This window comes from Streptomyces liliiviolaceus, from assembly GCF_018070025.1.
Taxonomy (GTDB): Bacteria; Actinomycetota; Actinomycetes; order Streptomycetales; family Streptomycetaceae; genus Streptomyces; species Streptomyces liliiviolaceus.
Window position 1 is genome coordinate 1,882,717 of the sequence record NZ_JAGPYQ010000001.1, and the last position, 13,826, is coordinate 1,896,542.

A 13,826-nucleotide genomic window follows, 5' to 3' on the forward strand; every position below is an offset into this window, starting at 1 on the left:
CGGGCCGGTGGGGGCCGGGGTTGCGCAGTTCCTCGCGCCCCTGAGGGGGCGGGCCGTGCTGTGGTTACTTCGGCTGTCGGCCGGTGGGGGCTGGCCGCGCAGTTCCCCGCGCCCCTGAAGGGGCGGGGCTGTGCGAGGGCACTTTGGCTGCGGGCCGACGGGGGCCGACCGCGCAGTTCCTCGCGCCCCTGAGGGGGCGGGCCGTGCTGTGGTTACTTCGGCTGTCGGCCGGCGGGGGCTGGCCGCGCAGTTCCCCGCGCCCCTGAGTGGGCCTGCCGGAGCGGGCCCACTCCCACGGCCCCACTACGTGACGCGCGTCCCTCCCCGCCGCCCCGCTTTTAGGGGGTCGGGGAACTGCGCACCCCGGCCCCCACCCGTCTGCTTTTAGGGGCGCGGGGAACTGCGCGACCAGCCCCCACCGGCCCGCAGCCGGAATGCAGCCCCGGCCACCCCACCCCAGGCGCCCGCCGCACGGCGCACCCCGGCCCCCACCCGTCCGTTTTCAGGGGCGCGGGGAACTGCGCGACCAGCCCCCACCGGGCCGCAGCCGAAACGCAGCCCCGGCCACCCCACCCCAGAGGCCCGCCGCACGCCGCACCCCGGGCCCCACCAGGCCGCAGCCGAAGCGAACCCCCGGCCGGCCAGGCCCCACCCCCTACCAGGAAGACTTCCGAACCCCCGGCAGGAAGCCCCCGTGTGCCAGCGCCCGCAGGGTCACCCGGGAGATTCCGAATGCCCGGTAGTAGCCCCGGGGGCGCCCGTCCACCGCGTCCCGGTTACGGACCCGCCCCGCCGCAGCATCCCGCGGCTGCCGCCGCAGTTCCCGCCCGGCGGCCAGCCGTTCCGCCTCCGTGGAGGACGGCCGGCGCACGATCTCCTTCAGCTCGGCCCGCCGCACGGCGTACCGCGCCACCACCACCCGCCGCGCCTCGTTCTTCGCGATCTTGCTCTTCTTCGCCATCAGACCTTCACCCCGCGGGCCCGGATCCGCGCCACCGCGGCCTCGACGCCGATGACGTCGACCGTCTTGATGCCCTTGGCGCTCAGCCTCAGCCGTACGAACCGCCCCTCGCCCGGCAACCAGTACCGCTTGCTCTGGATGTTCGGGTCGAAGCGGCGCGACGTACGCCGGTGCGAGTGGGAGATGGAGTTGCCGAAGCCCGGCCGGGCCCCGGTCAGCATGCAGTGCGCGGACATGTGAGTGACGTACCTCTCTCGATCTCTCCCATTCCCGTTATTGGTAATGGGAGTCGTTTTCATATACTAGCCACATGGCACGCAACGAACTCCGCCCGGTCGTCAAACTCCGGTCCACGGCCGGGACCGGCTACACGTACGTCACCCGCAAGAACCGCCGCAACGACCCCGACCGCCTGACCCTGCGCAAGTACGACCCGGTCGCAGGCCGGCACGTCGACTTCCGAGAGGAGCGCTGAGCGCCATGCGCGAGGGAATCCACCCGGCGTACGGGCCCGTCGTCTTCCGGGACCGGGCCGCGAACCACGCCTTCCTGACCGGCTCGACCATGACGAGCGAGAAGACGATCGACTGGGAGGACGGCAACACGTACCCGGTCGTCGACGTCGAGATCTCGAACGTGAGCCACCCCTTCTACACGGGCACGGCCCGCGTCCTGGACACGGCCGGCCGCGTGGAGCGCTTCGAACGCCGCTTCGGCAAGCGCGGCGAACAGCGCGGGGAGCGCTGATGCTGTCCGTCGCCGTCGTCGGCGGCCTGCACGCCGACGCGCGCAGGCAGGCCGTCGGACGGCTGCTCGCCGACGTGCCGGGCGCCGTGGCGCTGCACCACGACCTCGCCACGGCCGCGAAGGGCACGGTGGTACGGACCGTCCGCGACCGCACCGGCATCGTCTCGGCCGGTGAGGCGCCGCTGGTCAACGACTGCGCGTGCTGCGCCCTGCGCGAGGACCTGGTCCCGGAGCTGGAGCGGCTCGCGGCGGACGGCGTGACCCGGCTCGCGGTCGTCGAGCTCTGGGACTCGGTCGAGCCGAAGGCGATGGCCGAGGTGGTCGCGAGCGCCGGACTCCGCCTGACGGGCGTCATCACCGCGGTCGACCCCGCGCTGGTGCTCCCCTACCTCGGCAACGGCGACGACCTCGCCGACGCGGGCCTCGCCGCCGCCGCGACCGACCAGCGCACCATCGCCGACACCTTCGCCCGTCAGCTGGAGTACGCCCCGGTCCTGGCCCTCGCCGACTCGGCGGAGGCCGACGACGAGGACCGCGCCCTGCTGGCCCAGCTCCACCCGACCGCCCGCCGTATCGCGATCGATCCCACCGAGCCCGGCCCCTCCCCGGTCACCCCCTCACCCCTCGCCACCGCCGCACTCGCCGGCTTCGACGTGGAGTCGGCCGCCGCGGCCCAGCATCCGGCCTGCGCGCTGCTGCCCGCCGAGGCGGACGAGTGCGGGGTCACCACGCTCGTGTGGCACCGGAGCCGGCCGTTCCACCCGGAACGGCTCTACGCGGCGCTGGAGGACCTGGCCTGCGCCGCCGCGCGCAGCCGGGGCCGTTTCTGGCTCGCGGACCGGCCCGACACCCTGCTGCACTGGGACGCGGCCGGCGGCGCCCTGTGCGTGGAGAGCGCCGGGCCCTGGATGGCGTCCCTGCCGGACGCGGCCTGGGACCTGGAGCCGCCGGTACGCCGGGCCGCCGCCGCGCTCGACTGGCACCCCGAGCACGGCGACTGCTGCCAGCACCTCGTCTTCACCTCGCCGGGCCTGGACCGCGACGGGCTGGAACTGCTCCTGGAGTCCTGCCTGCTGACCGACACGGAGTACGCCGCCGGCCGCACCGCCTGGAAACGGCTCCCGCCCGCTTTCGACACCCTCCTGGAGGTCTGACCCCATGGCCCGTGAAACCGGTGGCGCCCGCAACCCCGGACGCAAGCCGTCCCCGCCCCGCCCGAACCCGTTGGACGCGGCGAAGATCACGTACATCGACTACAAGGACACGGACCTTCTGCGGAGGTTCCTCTCCGACCGCGGAAAGATTCGCAGTCGCAGGGTCACCCGGGTCTCGGCCCGGCAGCAGCGACGGCTGGCCCGCGCGATCAAGAACGCCCGCGAGATGGCTCTGCTGCCCTACGCGTCGCGCTAGTCCCGGCAGCCCCGGGGGTGTCGGCAGTTTCCGGGAAGCCCTCGCAGCCCCGCTGTTCTCCAGGTTCCTCCAGGTCTCCCCAGGTCCCCGTGGCCTCCAGGGCCCCTACCGCCCCGGCTTTCCCGCCGGCCCCGCCCCGCCCGTTCATTCTTCGGGCGGGGCGGGCCCGTTTCGGAACAGGAACGGCCCGGTGTGCGTCTCCTCCATTGACCGGGCGCGGAGTTGGAACGATTCGGGCTTCGCGACCGTCAAACCTGTAACCAGGAGAACACCCCCCGTGCACGTGCATCTGCCCATGCATCTGCATGTGAAGACAGCTATGATCCGGGGCAGTTGACCATTGCATCTATGGCAACAGAAGAAGCCAATGCACCATCGGGGAGCGACCTGTGGACCACGACGTGTACAACGGCATGGCTGCCACGGAGCTGCACGAGGCGGCCTGGCAGAAGAGCCGGCACAGCAACTCGCAGGGCTCCTGCGTGGAGTTCGCCCGGCTGCCCGGCGGCGAGGTGGCCGTGCGCAACTCGCGCTTCCCCGACGGCCCGGCCCTCGTCTACACCCGTGCGGAGATCGAGGCCATGCTCCTGGGCATCAAGGACGGCGAGTTCGACCACCTGATAGCGGGCTGACGCCGACGGCTGCCAGAGGCGCGTCGGGATGTACAGGGGTGTATACGGCCTTCTTGCCGTGCGCCCCGCGGCGCGCCACGGTCCCCGAAGGCCCCGGGGGCCCGTAACGCGCGTAGAACCGCGGCGCGAAAAAAGCGCCGCGGTTCGTCACGCCGAGGGCCCCAGGCGGAACAGCGCCCACACGACCTTGCCGTTGAGCGTGTTGGCCAGCGGATGCCATCCCCAGCCGTCGGCGAAGGACTCGACCAGGAACAGGCCGCGTCCCGACTCCGCCGAGAAGTCGTCGGAGTCGCCCGCGACCGGGCTGTCGTGGCTGGGGTCGCGCACCGCGCACACCAGTCTCTCGGTCCACCGCATCAGGTGCAGCCGCACGGGCGGGTCCTGGTCGGCGGAGCGGGGGGTGTCCGCGGGCAGCGCGTGCCGCAGCGCGTTGGTGACGAGTTCCGAGACCACCAGACAGATGTCGTCGAAGCGGTTGCCCACGTCCCACTGGTCGAGCGTGCGGCGGGTGAACTGCCGTGCGTCGCGCACCGCTTCGTAACGGGGCGGGAGGGCGCAGGAGGCGGCGTTGGAGACGGCCGCCGGGTCCAGTGGCGGAAGCCCCTGCCTTAAAGGCTCCAGCATGGTCGATCCATTCGTCCCCATGCGAGGCACTCCCGGGGTTCGCGGTCGTTGCGATGCAGCGGTGGCGCGAGACCATCGTTCCGTCTGCGTTCGGCAGATGCAAGGGCAGATGCACGTGCACGCGCCCGAATTGGACCTTCCCGTGCCGCTTCTTGGTGCTTTTTTCCGCCAACTCTGCGCCAGATTTCTCGGTCTGGCTGGTCTTCTCCTTGTCGTTTTCTGTGTAACTCCCCTGAAAGCTTGCCGTTTCTGTAACCGAACGAGTACTGCTTGAAGTGTTTTAGTGGCAGACTGCGGCCCTTGAAGACGGGTTGGGGAGGCTGGCGAACGTGAGCGCGCAGGAGTCGGGATCGGTGGTACGGCGCATGCTGCTCGGCTCACATCTGAGGCGGCTGCGCGAATCGCGTGGGATCACCCGTGAGAAGGCCGGTTACTCGATCCGAGCCTCCGAATCGAAGATCAGCCGTATGGAGTTGGGCCGGGTGAGCTTCAAGACGAGAGACGTCGAGGATCTGCTGACGCTCTACGGGATCGCCGACGAGGCGGAGCGCAAGTCACTGCTGTCGCTCGCCAAGGAGGCCAATGTCGCGGGCTGGTGGCACAGTTACTCTGACGTCCTGCCCAGCTGGTTCCCGACCTATGTCGGTCTGGAGGGGGCCGCGGCCCACATCCGCTCGTACGAGGTGCAGTTCGTGCACGGGCTGCTGCAGACCGAGGCGTACGCCCACGCGGTCGTCACCCGGGGCATGAGAGGCGCGAGCGGGGCCGACATCGAGCGGCGCGTGGCGCTGCGCCTGGAGCGCCAGAAGTACCTCGTGGCGGAGAGCGCGCCCGAGTTCCACGTGGTGCTGGACGAGGCGGCGCTGCGGCGGCCGTACGGCGACCGGAGCGTGATGCGCGGTCAGCTCCAGCACCTCATCGACATCTCCCAGCGCCCGAACGTACGGCTCCAGGTCATGCCGTTCAGCTTCGGCGGGCACGCGGGGGAGAGCGGCGCCTTCACGGTGCTCAGCTTCCCCGAGTCCGATCTGTCCGACGTGGTCTACCTGGAGCAGCTCACCAGCGCGCTGTATCTGGACAAGCGCGAGGACGTCGCCCAGTACGAGAAGGCGATGAAGGAGCTCCAGCAGGACAGTCCCGGCCCCGACGAGAGCCGCGATTTGCTCAGAGGACTGCTCCAACTCAGTTGAAACACCCGTACGATGACTTGTGATCAGACCGTGAAGATGCATGGGCTGTTGCCTCGGGCAGCAAGGGATTGAGGGATCACATGTCGTCGTCCTACTTCACCGACCTGGCTCAGCAGTACATCGACGGCCGATGGCGTCCGGGTACCGGGTCCTGGGACATCATCGACTTCAATCCGTACGACGGCGAGAAGCTGGCCTCGATCACGATAGCCACGGTCGACGAGGTGGACGAGGCCTACCGGGCCGCCTCCCGCGCCCAGAGGGAATGGGCGGCGACGAACCCGTACGCGCGGCGGGCCGTTTTCGAGAAGGCGCTGCGGATCGTCGAGGAGCGCGAGCAGGAGATCGCCGAGGTGATCGTCGCCGAACTGGGCGGCACCCGGCTGAAGGCCGGCTTCGAACTGCACCTCGCCAAGGAGTTCCTGCGCGAGTCGGTCAACCTGGCGCTGCGGCCCGAGGGGAAGATCATCCCCTCGCCCGGCGACACCAAGGAGAACCGCCTCTACCTCGTCCCGGTCGGCGTCGTCGGTGTGATCAGCCCCTTCAACTTCCCCTTCCTGCTGTCCCTGAAGTCCGTGGCGCCCGCCCTGGCCCTCGGCAACGGCGTGGTCCTCAAGCCGCACCAGAACACCCCGATCGTGGGCGGTTCCCTGGTCGCGAAGATCTTCGAGGACGCCGGTCTGCCCGCCGGTCTGCTCAACGTGGTGATCACCGACATCGCGGAGATCGGCGACGCCTTCCTGGAGCACCCGGTCCCGAAGGTCATCTCCTTCACCGGGTCCGACAAGGTCGGCCGCCATGTCGCGACCGTCTGCGCCGCGCAGTTCAAGCGCTCGATCCTCGAACTGGGCGGCAACAGCGCCCTGGTGGTCCTGGACGACGCGGACGTCGACTACGCCGTGGACGCCGCGGTCTTCAGCCGGTTCGTGCACCAGGGCCAGGTCTGCATGGCCGCGAACCGCATCCTCGTGGACCGCTCGGTCGAGACGGAGTTCACCGAGAAGTTCGTGGCCAAGGTGAAGTCCCTCAAGGTCGGCGACCCGAGCGACCCGGAGACCGTCATCGGCCCGGTCATCAACTCCTCCCAGGCGGACGCTCTCTCGTCCGTCGTGAGCCAGGCGCTCGCCGAGGGCGCGACCGCGCTCGTGCGGGGCACCACCACCGACAACCTCGTCGAGCCGACCGTCCTGACCGGTCTGCCCGCCGCCTCCGACATCCTCCGGCAGGAGATCTTCGGCCCCGTCGCGCTCCTCGTGCCGTTCGACGGCGAGGAGGAGGCGGTACGGATCGTCAACGACACCCCGTACGGGCTGAGCGGCGCCGTGCACACCGCCGACGTCGAGCGCGGTGTCTCCTTCGCCCGGCGGATCGACACGGGCATGTTCCATGTGAACGACGGCACCGTGCACGACGAGCCGCTGGTCGCCTTCGGCGGCGAGAAGTCCTCGGGCGTGGGCCGGCTGAACGGCGAGGCCACGGTCGAGGCGTTCACCACCCAGAAGTGGATCTCGGTCCAGCACGGCCGCAGCTTCTTCCCGTTCTGAGCGGTTCCCCTCGGAACCGCTCGGAACCGGGCGGTTCCAGGGTCGACAGGTCCGCGCCGGGTCCGGTGGGCCCGGCGCGCGGGGCGGCCCTAGGCTTGACCGCATGTCAGCGATCCGCCTCCTCGTCCTCGGCGCCGTACGTCAGCACGGCCGGGCCCACGGCTACCAGGTGCGCAACGACCTGGAGTACTGGGGCGCCCACGAGTGGTCCAACGCCAAGCCGGGCTCGATCTACCACGCGCTCAAGCAGATGGCGAAGCAGGGCATGCTGATCGCCCACGAGATCGCGCCCTCCACGGTCGGCGGCCCGCCGCGCACGGAGTACGAGATCACGGAGAAGGGCACGCAGGAGTACCTCACCCTGCTGCGCGAGTCCCTGACCTCGTACGACCAGAAGCCGGACGTCCTGTCCGCGGCGCTCGGCTTCGTGGTGGACCTCGGCCGTGACGAGGCGCTCGAACTCCTGGAGGAGCGGGTGCGGGGCATCGAGGAGTGGCGCACGGCCGTCACCGAGCACTATGTGCCGGACGACGGGCCCGGCCAGCTCGGCCACATCGGCGAGATCATGAACTTCTGGGTCCACTCCGCCGACAGCGGCGCCGAGTGGACCCGCGGTCTGATCCAGCGGATCAAGGGCGGCGCGTACACCTTCGCGGGGGAGGGCGAGCCGTTCGTCGGGGTGCTCCCGGAGGGTGAGGAGAACCCGTACAGCACGGGAGTGACCCATCCGGAAGACGCTGGTTAATCAAGTTTGACCAAAGCCTTGCGCGGGCGTACCCTCCGTCGGTGAATTGGTAGTCAAGTTTGAGTACCCAGGCGGGTTCCTGTAGGGGAATCGTCTGTACACGGAGGGAGCCCGATGACTGACGTGATCGTCGTCGAGGGCGTTCGGAAGCGGTACGGGGACACGTACGCGCTGGACGGGCTCGACCTGCGGGTCGCGCGCGGCACGGTGCACGCGCTGCTCGGCCCCAACGGCGCGGGCAAGACGACCCTGGTCAGGATCCTGTCCACGCTGCTGCGGCCCGGCGGGGGCCGGGTGGAGGTGGCCGGACACGACGTGGTGACCGGGGCACGGGAGGTACGCCGCCGGATCGGCCTGCTCGGCCAGCACGCGGCGCTCGACGAGGAACTGGGCGGACACCAGAACCTGGAGATGTTCGGACGGCTCTACCACCTGGGCGCCCGCCACGCGCGCGTGCGGGCCGACGAGCTCCTGGAGCGCTTCGGCCTCGCGGACACGGGCCGCAAGGCGGTGAAGCGGTACAGCGGCGGTATGCGGCGGCGCCTGGATCTGGCCGCCTCGCTCATCACCGAACCGGAGGTGCTCTTCCTGGACGAGCCGACCACGGGCCTCGACCCGCGGGGCCGGACCGAGGTGTGGGAGGCGGTGCGCTCCCTGGTCGGCGGCGGTACGACGGTGCTGCTCACCACGCAGTACCTGGAGGAGGCGGACCAGCTCGCCGACGGGATCTCGCTCCTCGACCGGGGGCGGATCGCCGCGGGCGGCACGGCGAACGAACTGAAGGCGCTGGCGGGCGGCGACCGTATCGACGTGGTGCTGCGGGACGGCGGCCAGCTGGGGGCCGCGGTCGCCCTGCTGCCGCTCGCCAGGGCGGAGATCTCGGTCGACGTGGACCGGCGGCTGCTGAGCGCCCCGGTGGTGGACCGCATGAAGGCGCTCGCCGGGGTCGTACGGGCCCTGGAGGAGGCCGGGATAGAGGCGGAGGACGTGGCGCTGCGGCGGCCGACGCTGGACGAGGTCTTCCTGCGGCTGACCGCGGACGGCGACCTCGGCCCCGGCCCCGACCCCGTGAAGGAGGCGGTGTGAGCACGTACGCGCTGAGCGATTCCTGGGTCATGACCCGCCGCGAACTCGCCCACTGGGCGCGGCAGCCGGTCCAGGTCCTGTTCGGGCTGGTCTTCCCGGTGATGCTGCTGCTGATGTTCAGCTATCTGATCGGCGGCGGCCGGGGCGTCGAGGGCGACTACGTCGACTTCCTGGTGCCCGGCATGTTCGCGCTGACCATGGCCTTCGGCCTGGAGGGCACGATGCTGGCCGTCACCCAGGACCTCAACAAGGGGGTGATCGACCGCTTCCGCTCGATGCCGATGGCCAACGGGGCTGTCCTGGTGGGCCGTTCCGTCGCCGACATGCTCCAGTCGGCGCTCGGCCTGCTCGTGCTGATGGGCGTCGGGTACGCGCTCGGCTGGCGCGCGCACGGCACGTCCGGCGCTTTCCTCGGCGCCGTGGGCCTGCTTCTGCTGCTGCGGTTCGCGATGCTGTGGATCGGCATCCTGCTGGCGATGGTGGCGGGCAGACCGGAGATGGTGCAGGCCGTGCAGATCCTGGTCTGGCCCGTCGGCTTCCTCTCCAACGCCATCGCGACCCCCGAGTCCATGCCGGACTGGCTGGCCACGTTCGTCGAGTGGAACCCGCTGTCGCAGACGGCCACGGCGGTACGCGACCTGTTCGGCTCGCCGGGCGCGGAGACGGGCCACGTCTGGGCGGCGGTGGCCTGGCCGCTGGTCCTGCTGGCGGTGTTCTTCCCGTTGGCGGTACGGAAGTTCGCGGCGCTCAGCAAGTAACCGGACATGCGGGCCGGACATACGGGCCGGACATGCGGGCCAGGCACGTGGGCCGGGCAGGCGGCCGGCCGGGCAGCGGCGACGGGGTGGCCGGAAGTCGCGGCCACCCCGTGAACCTCAGTGGTGGAAGCCGGTCGCCGCCTCTTTGTCCCTCGTCAGTGGTCGCGACTGGCAGCGCAGTTCGGGCAGGAGACGGCGCAGGTCCTCCAGGAACAACTGGGCGAGATCGGAGGAGAAGCCGTTGCGGCACACCACCCTCAGCACGGACAGGTCCTCACGGTGGGCGGGGAAGGTGTACGCGGGCAGCAGCCAGCCCCGCTCCCGCATGCGCCGGGACACGTCGAAGACGTCGAACGCCGTGACGTCCGGGGCGGTGGTGAACGCGAACACCGGCAGCTGGTCGCCCCGGGTGAGCAGCCGGAACTCGTCCAGGGCCCCGATCCGTTCCGCGAGCCCCATGGCGACGTCCCGGGTCGTCTGCTGGACGGCCCGGTAGCCCTCTCGGCCCAGCCGCAGGAACGTGTAGTACTGCGCCACCACCTGGGCCCCTGGGCGGGAGAAGTTGAGCGCGAAGGTCGGCATGTCACCGCCCAGGTAGTTCACCCGGAAGACCAGCTCCTCCGGCAGCTCGGCGGGCGAGCGCCACAGCGCCCAGCCGACACCCGGGTAGACCAGCCCGTACTTGTGCCCCGAGGTGTTGATGGAGGCGACCCGCGGCAGCCGGAAGTCCCAGACCAGGTCCTCGTCCACGAAGGGCGCCACCATCGCGCCGGACGCGCCGTCCACGTGGACGGGGATGTCCAGACCCGTGCGCTCCTGCAACTCGTCGAGCGCGGCGCAGAGTTCGGCGATCGGCTCGTACGAGCCGTCGAAGGTGGAGCCGAGGACGCCGACGACCCCGATGGTGTTCTCGTCGCACAGCTCGGCGGCGGCCCGCGGGTCGAGGTGGAAGCGGTCGCCCTCCATGGGCACCTGGCGGGCCTCGACCTCCCAGAAGTTGCAGAACTTGTCCCAGCAGACCTGCACGTTGACGCCCATGACGAGGTTCGGGCGGGCTCCCGGGTACCGGTCCGCGTTGCGCTTGGCCCAGCGGCGCTTGAGCGCCATGCCGGCGAGCATGCACGCCTCGCTCGACCCGGTCGTCGAACATCCGACGGCGGTGGCCGGATCCGGCGCGTTCCACAGCTCGGCGAGCATCGCCACGCACCGGCGCTCCAGCTCGGCCGTGCGCGGGTACTCGTCCTTGTCGATCATGTTCTTGTCACGGCACTCGCCGAGCAGTATGTCGGCCTGCGGCTCCATCCAGGTGGTGACGAAGGTCGCGAGGTTGAGCCGGGAGTTGCCGTCCAGCATCAGCTCGTCGCGTACCAGCTGATAGGCCGTGGAAGGCGTCAGCGGTCCGTCGGGCAGCCGGTGCTGGGGCGGTGCCTCGGTCATGCCGCCGACCGGATTCGCCTCCCCGTAGAAGGGGTTGACGGTCGAGGGGTGTTCGTCGGACTTCGCGGGGCCTTTGTGGAGCGCCATGATGCCTCCGGTCGTCTGGGCGGGGCCCAGGGGGTCGAGAAGGTCCAGGGCTCCATGGTGGGCCACCTCCTCGCCAAAATCGGGTAAAGCCGACATCGCGCGGGGTGGTTTTCCGGCTTGCACCTCACGTCACGTGAGGCATCAGCCTGGAGCGCGTACCGAAAAGGCCGAGGAAGCGGCCGAGGAAGTGGCCGAAGAAGCGGCCGCAGATGGGGCCGAGAAGGAGGAGGCGGAGGCCATGAGCCACCCCGTGGGACAGGTCGCCGGTCTCGCCGGAGTGACGGTGCGGACGCTGCACCACTACGACGAGATCGGACTGCTCGAACCGAGCGGGCGCAGCCACGCGGGCCACCGGCGCTACAGCGACGCCGACCTCGACCGGCTGCAGCAGATCCTGTTCTACCGGGAGCTGGGGTTTCCGCTCGACGAGGTCGCGGTCCTGCTCGACGATCCGCGGGCGGACCCGCGCGTACACCTGCGCCGGCAGCACGACCTGCTGACCGCCCGCATCGAGAGGCTGCAGAAGATGGCCGCGGCCGTGGAGCACGCCATGGAGGCACGCACGATGGGCATCAACCTCACACCCGAGGAGAAATTCGAGGTCTTCGGCGGCAAGGACCCCGAGGAGCACGCCGAGGAGGCCGAGGGCCGCTGGGGCGGCACGGAGGCGTACGCCGAGTCGCAGCGCCGCGCCGCCCGCTACGGCAAGGACGACTGGAAGCGCATGCAGGCCGAGGTCGCCTCCTGGGGCGGGCGCTACGACGCCCTCATGGCGTCCGGCGAACCCGCCACGGGGGAGCCCGCCATGGACATGGCCGAGGAGCACCGACAGCACATCACCCGCTGGTTCTACGAGTGCTCGTACGACGTCCATCGTGGGCTCGGTGAGATGTACGTGTCCGACGCACGGTTCAAGGAGTTCTACGACTCCATGCGCCCGGGGCTCGCGGAGCATCTCAGGGACGCGATCACGGCGAACGCCGCACGGCACGGATGACAACAGTCGGGTAAGGGGCGTCCGCAAGGGCGGGCGCCCCTTACCGACAGGTGGCGCTATTCCTTGACCATCACCACGGCCGTGCCGTACGCGCACACCTCCGTGCCCACGTCCTGCGCGTCCGTCACGTCGAAGCGGAACATCAGCACGCCGTTGGCGCCGCGTGCCCGTGCCTGCTCCACGAGCCGTTCCATGGCCTGGTTGCGGGTCTCCACCAAGGTCTTGGTGAGGCCCTTCAGCTCGCCGCCGATCATCGACTTCAGCCCCGCGCCGATCTGGCTGCCCAGATGCCTGGAACGGACGGTCAGCCCGAAGACCTCACCGATGACCTGCTCGACCCGGTAGCCGGGTACGTCGTTCGTCGTCACGACCAGCACATCGGGCGCGGGGCCCTGCCCGCCGCCGTATTCTTCGATACCCATGGCTCACAGCTTTGTCCCAGTCGGGGCACAGTGCATCCTGTACGAGCCGGTGGAACCTGGTCACATCGTGGCGCGTTGATAACTTTGGTCGGCCACACCTTCGCCCGCCGCCGCATCCACCACCTCAGGAGCCCGGAAACGTGACGACGCTCGCCCTTGGCCCAAGCTGGTTGGATCCGGACTATCTGCTGGACTCGTTCGGCATCTGGGGCCTGCTCCTGATCGTCTTCGCCGAGTCGGGCCTGCTCATCGGCTTCTTCCTGCCGGGTGACTCGCTGCTGTTCACGGCGGGCATGCTGATCACCGCCGGCACCCTGGACTTCCCGCTGTGGGCCGCCATCGCGCTGATCTGTGTCGCCGCGATCCTCGGCGACCAGGCGGGCTACATGTTCGGCAAGAAGGTCGGCCCGTCGCTCTTCACCCGGCCGGACTCCCGCCTCTTCAAGCAGGAGAACGTCACCAAGGCGCACGAGTTCTTCGAGAAGTACGGCCCGAAGTCGCTGGTGCTGGCCCGCTTCGTGCCCATCGTGCGCACGTTCACGCCGATCATCGCCGGCGTCAGCGGCATGAAGTACCGCTCGTTCCTGATCTTCAACGTGATCGGCGGCGTCCTGTGGGGCGCGGGTGTCACGGCGCTCGGTTCCTGGCTCGGCAGCATCGAGTTCGTCCACAAGAACATCGAGCCGATCCTGCTCCTGATCGTCTTCATCTCGGTGGTCCCGATCATCATCGAGTTCCTGCGCGCCCGCGGTAAGTCCAAGAAGAACGCGGCGAACGGCGCGCAGGACGAGCCCCAGGCCGCCCACGCCCAGCAGGCGGCCCCCGTCATGGACGACCGCACGGCCCAGCTCCGCCAGATCCCGCAGCCCCACCAGAACGGCTACGACCACCAGCAGTACGGCCCCCAGCACGGCCAGGACCAGGGCTACGGCGACCAGGGCGGCCCGCAGCAGTACGACCAGTACGGCAACCAGAACCAGCAGCAGGACTACTACCAACAGGAGCAGCCGTACGGCCAGGACCAGAACTACGGCGGGCAGCAGTACCAGTACCCGCAGGGCTACGGGCAGAACGCCCAGCAATACCCCGATGACCAGCAGCAGTACCAGCAGGGCCGGCAGCAGCCCTACCCGTACGGCCAGGACTACCCGAGGAACTGACTGAGCCCCAGTGGGGGCGCCCTGAA

The 13,826-nt window shown here is 70.0% G+C and carries 17 protein-coding genes; 12 read left to right on the forward strand and 5 right to left on the reverse strand.

The features are described 5' to 3' along the window. Positions 1-655: 655 nt before the first annotated feature. The gene (gene rpsN, locus J8N05_RS08260; RefSeq protein ID WP_210881789.1) at positions 656-961 is read right to left on the reverse strand and encodes a 30S ribosomal protein S14; all 306 of its coding nucleotides are present in this window, start codon (positions 959-961) and stop codon (positions 656-658) included. Beyond that, positions 961-1,197, reverse strand: a complete 237-nt coding sequence (rpmB, locus tag J8N05_RS08265; protein ID WP_210881790.1) for a 50S ribosomal protein L28 — start codon at positions 1,195-1,197, stop codon at positions 961-963. The genes rpsN and rpmB overlap by 1 nt, the downstream gene beginning before the upstream one ends. 74 nt (positions 1,198-1,271) lie before the next feature. Here rpmB and rpmG point away from each other — a divergent pair, with 74 nt between their 5' ends. From rpmG to J8N05_RS08290, 5 genes are all read left to right on the forward strand, one after another. Next, positions 1,272-1,436 carry a 50S ribosomal protein L33 gene (gene rpmG / locus J8N05_RS08270; protein WP_100568502.1) on the forward strand — a complete coding sequence of 55 codons (165 nt, stop codon included), beginning with the start codon at positions 1,272-1,274 and terminating at the stop codon, positions 1,434-1,436. A gap of 5 nt (positions 1,437-1,441) precedes the next feature. After that, positions 1,442-1,708: a type B 50S ribosomal protein L31 gene (locus tag J8N05_RS08275; RefSeq protein WP_210881791.1), complete on the forward strand. Its 267-nt coding sequence runs from the start codon at positions 1,442-1,444 to the stop codon at positions 1,706-1,708. Then, positions 1,708-2,862 carry a GTP-binding protein gene (locus tag J8N05_RS08280; RefSeq protein WP_210881792.1) on the forward strand — a complete coding sequence of 385 codons (1,155 nt, stop codon included), beginning with the start codon at positions 1,708-1,710 and terminating at the stop codon, positions 2,860-2,862. Before J8N05_RS08275 ends, J8N05_RS08280 begins: the two co-directional genes overlap by 1 nt. A 4-nt stretch (positions 2,863-2,866) precedes the next feature. Continuing rightward, the gene (rpsR, locus tag J8N05_RS08285; RefSeq protein WP_210881793.1) at positions 2,867-3,118 is read left to right on the forward strand and encodes a 30S ribosomal protein S18; all 252 of its coding nucleotides are present in this window, start codon (positions 2,867-2,869) and stop codon (positions 3,116-3,118) included. 389 nt (positions 3,119-3,507) lie between these two features. Beyond that, on the forward strand, positions 3,508-3,750 hold the full coding sequence (locus J8N05_RS08290) for a DUF397 domain-containing protein (protein WP_079103477.1): 243 nt from the start codon (positions 3,508-3,510) through the stop codon (positions 3,748-3,750). Between the two features lie 147 nt (positions 3,751-3,897). On the opposite strand, the gene J8N05_RS08295 is transcribed toward J8N05_RS08290, so the two are convergent. Then, positions 3,898-4,395, reverse strand: a complete 498-nt coding sequence (locus J8N05_RS08295) for an ATP-binding protein (RefSeq protein WP_210881794.1) — start codon at positions 4,393-4,395, stop codon at positions 3,898-3,900. A 344-nt stretch (positions 4,396-4,739) separates the two neighbouring features. On the opposite strand from J8N05_RS08295, the gene J8N05_RS08300 reads away from it, so the two are divergent. The 5 genes from J8N05_RS08300 to J8N05_RS08320 all read left to right on the forward strand — a co-directional run bounded on the left by J8N05_RS08300 (position 4,740) and on the right by J8N05_RS08320 (position 9,697). Beyond that, the gene (locus tag J8N05_RS08300; protein WP_210890075.1) at positions 4,740-5,564 is read left to right on the forward strand and encodes a helix-turn-helix domain-containing protein; all 825 of its coding nucleotides are present in this window, start codon (positions 4,740-4,742) and stop codon (positions 5,562-5,564) included. Positions 5,565-5,644: 80 nt separating this feature from the next. Then, a complete protein-coding gene (locus tag J8N05_RS08305) occupies positions 5,645-7,108 on the forward strand; it encodes an aldehyde dehydrogenase family protein (protein WP_210881795.1) in 1,464 nt (487 codons plus the stop codon). A 103-nt stretch (positions 7,109-7,211) separates the two neighbouring features. Further along, complete coding sequence (locus tag J8N05_RS08310) at positions 7,212-7,853, forward strand: PadR family transcriptional regulator (protein ID WP_210881796.1); 642 nt, start codon at positions 7,212-7,214, stop codon at positions 7,851-7,853. Between the two features lie 114 nt (positions 7,854-7,967). Continuing rightward, positions 7,968-8,939, forward strand: a complete 972-nt coding sequence (locus J8N05_RS08315; RefSeq protein WP_210881797.1) for an ATP-binding cassette domain-containing protein — start codon at positions 7,968-7,970, stop codon at positions 8,937-8,939. Beyond that, on the forward strand, positions 8,936-9,697 hold the full coding sequence (locus J8N05_RS08320; protein WP_247706200.1) for an ABC transporter permease: 762 nt from the start codon (positions 8,936-8,938) through the stop codon (positions 9,695-9,697). Before J8N05_RS08315 ends, J8N05_RS08320 begins: the two co-directional genes overlap by 4 nt. A gap of 117 nt (positions 9,698-9,814) precedes the next feature. Here J8N05_RS08320 and J8N05_RS08325 read toward each other — a convergent pair whose 3' ends face one another. Continuing rightward, positions 9,815-11,221: a glutamate decarboxylase gene (locus J8N05_RS08325; RefSeq protein ID WP_210890077.1), complete on the reverse strand. Its 1,407-nt coding sequence runs from the start codon at positions 11,219-11,221 to the stop codon at positions 9,815-9,817. A 238-nt stretch (positions 11,222-11,459) separates the two neighbouring features. On the opposite strand from J8N05_RS08325, the gene J8N05_RS08330 reads away from it, so the two are divergent. After that, positions 11,460-12,218, forward strand: a complete 759-nt coding sequence (locus J8N05_RS08330) for a MerR family transcriptional regulator (protein WP_210881798.1) — start codon at positions 11,460-11,462, stop codon at positions 12,216-12,218. Between the two features lie 56 nt (positions 12,219-12,274). Here J8N05_RS08330 and J8N05_RS08335 read toward each other — a convergent pair whose 3' ends face one another. Next, positions 12,275-12,640, reverse strand: coding sequence for a YbjQ family protein (locus tag J8N05_RS08335; protein ID WP_210881799.1), 366 nt, complete (start codon positions 12,638-12,640; stop codon positions 12,275-12,277). Between the two features lie 140 nt (positions 12,641-12,780). Here J8N05_RS08335 and J8N05_RS08340 point away from each other — a divergent pair, with 140 nt between their 5' ends. Beyond that, on the forward strand, positions 12,781-13,800 hold the full coding sequence (locus tag J8N05_RS08340) for a DedA family protein (RefSeq protein WP_210881800.1): 1,020 nt from the start codon (positions 12,781-12,783) through the stop codon (positions 13,798-13,800). Positions 13,801-13,826 lie beyond the last annotated feature (26 nt).

Excerpts from the sequence above, each read along its gene's own strand:
- rpsN (WP_210881789.1), bottom strand. The coding sequence starts at position 961 with ATGGCGAAGAAGAGCAAGATCGCGAAGAACGAGGCGCGGCGGGTGGTG.
- rpmB (WP_210881790.1), bottom strand. The coding sequence starts at position 1,197 with ATGTCCGCGCACTGCATGCTGACCGGGGCCCGGCCGGGCTTCGGCAAC.
- rpmG (WP_100568502.1), top strand. The coding sequence starts at position 1,272 with ATGGCACGCAACGAACTCCGCCCGGTCGTCAAACTCCGGTCCACGGCC.
- J8N05_RS08275 (WP_210881791.1), top strand. The coding sequence starts at position 1,442 with ATGCGCGAGGGAATCCACCCGGCGTACGGGCCCGTCGTCTTCCGGGAC.
- J8N05_RS08280 (WP_210881792.1), top strand. The coding sequence starts at position 1,708 with ATGCTGTCCGTCGCCGTCGTCGGCGGCCTGCACGCCGACGCGCGCAGG.
- rpsR (WP_210881793.1), top strand. The coding sequence starts at position 2,867 with ATGGCCCGTGAAACCGGTGGCGCCCGCAACCCCGGACGCAAGCCGTCC.
- J8N05_RS08295 (WP_210881794.1), bottom strand. The coding sequence starts at position 4,395 with ATGGGGACGAATGGATCGACCATGCTGGAGCCTTTAAGGCAGGGGCTT.
- J8N05_RS08300 (WP_210890075.1), top strand. The coding sequence starts at position 4,740 with ATGCTGCTCGGCTCACATCTGAGGCGGCTGCGCGAATCGCGTGGGATC.
- J8N05_RS08305 (WP_210881795.1), top strand. The coding sequence starts at position 5,645 with ATGTCGTCGTCCTACTTCACCGACCTGGCTCAGCAGTACATCGACGGC.
- J8N05_RS08310 (WP_210881796.1), top strand. The coding sequence starts at position 7,212 with ATGTCAGCGATCCGCCTCCTCGTCCTCGGCGCCGTACGTCAGCACGGC.
- J8N05_RS08315 (WP_210881797.1), top strand. The coding sequence starts at position 7,968 with ATGACTGACGTGATCGTCGTCGAGGGCGTTCGGAAGCGGTACGGGGAC.
- J8N05_RS08325 (WP_210890077.1), bottom strand. The coding sequence starts at position 11,221 with ATGGCGCTCCACAAAGGCCCCGCGAAGTCCGACGAACACCCCTCGACC.
- J8N05_RS08330 (WP_210881798.1), top strand. The coding sequence starts at position 11,460 with ATGAGCCACCCCGTGGGACAGGTCGCCGGTCTCGCCGGAGTGACGGTG.
- J8N05_RS08335 (WP_210881799.1), bottom strand. The coding sequence starts at position 12,640 with ATGGGTATCGAAGAATACGGCGGCGGGCAGGGCCCCGCGCCCGATGTG.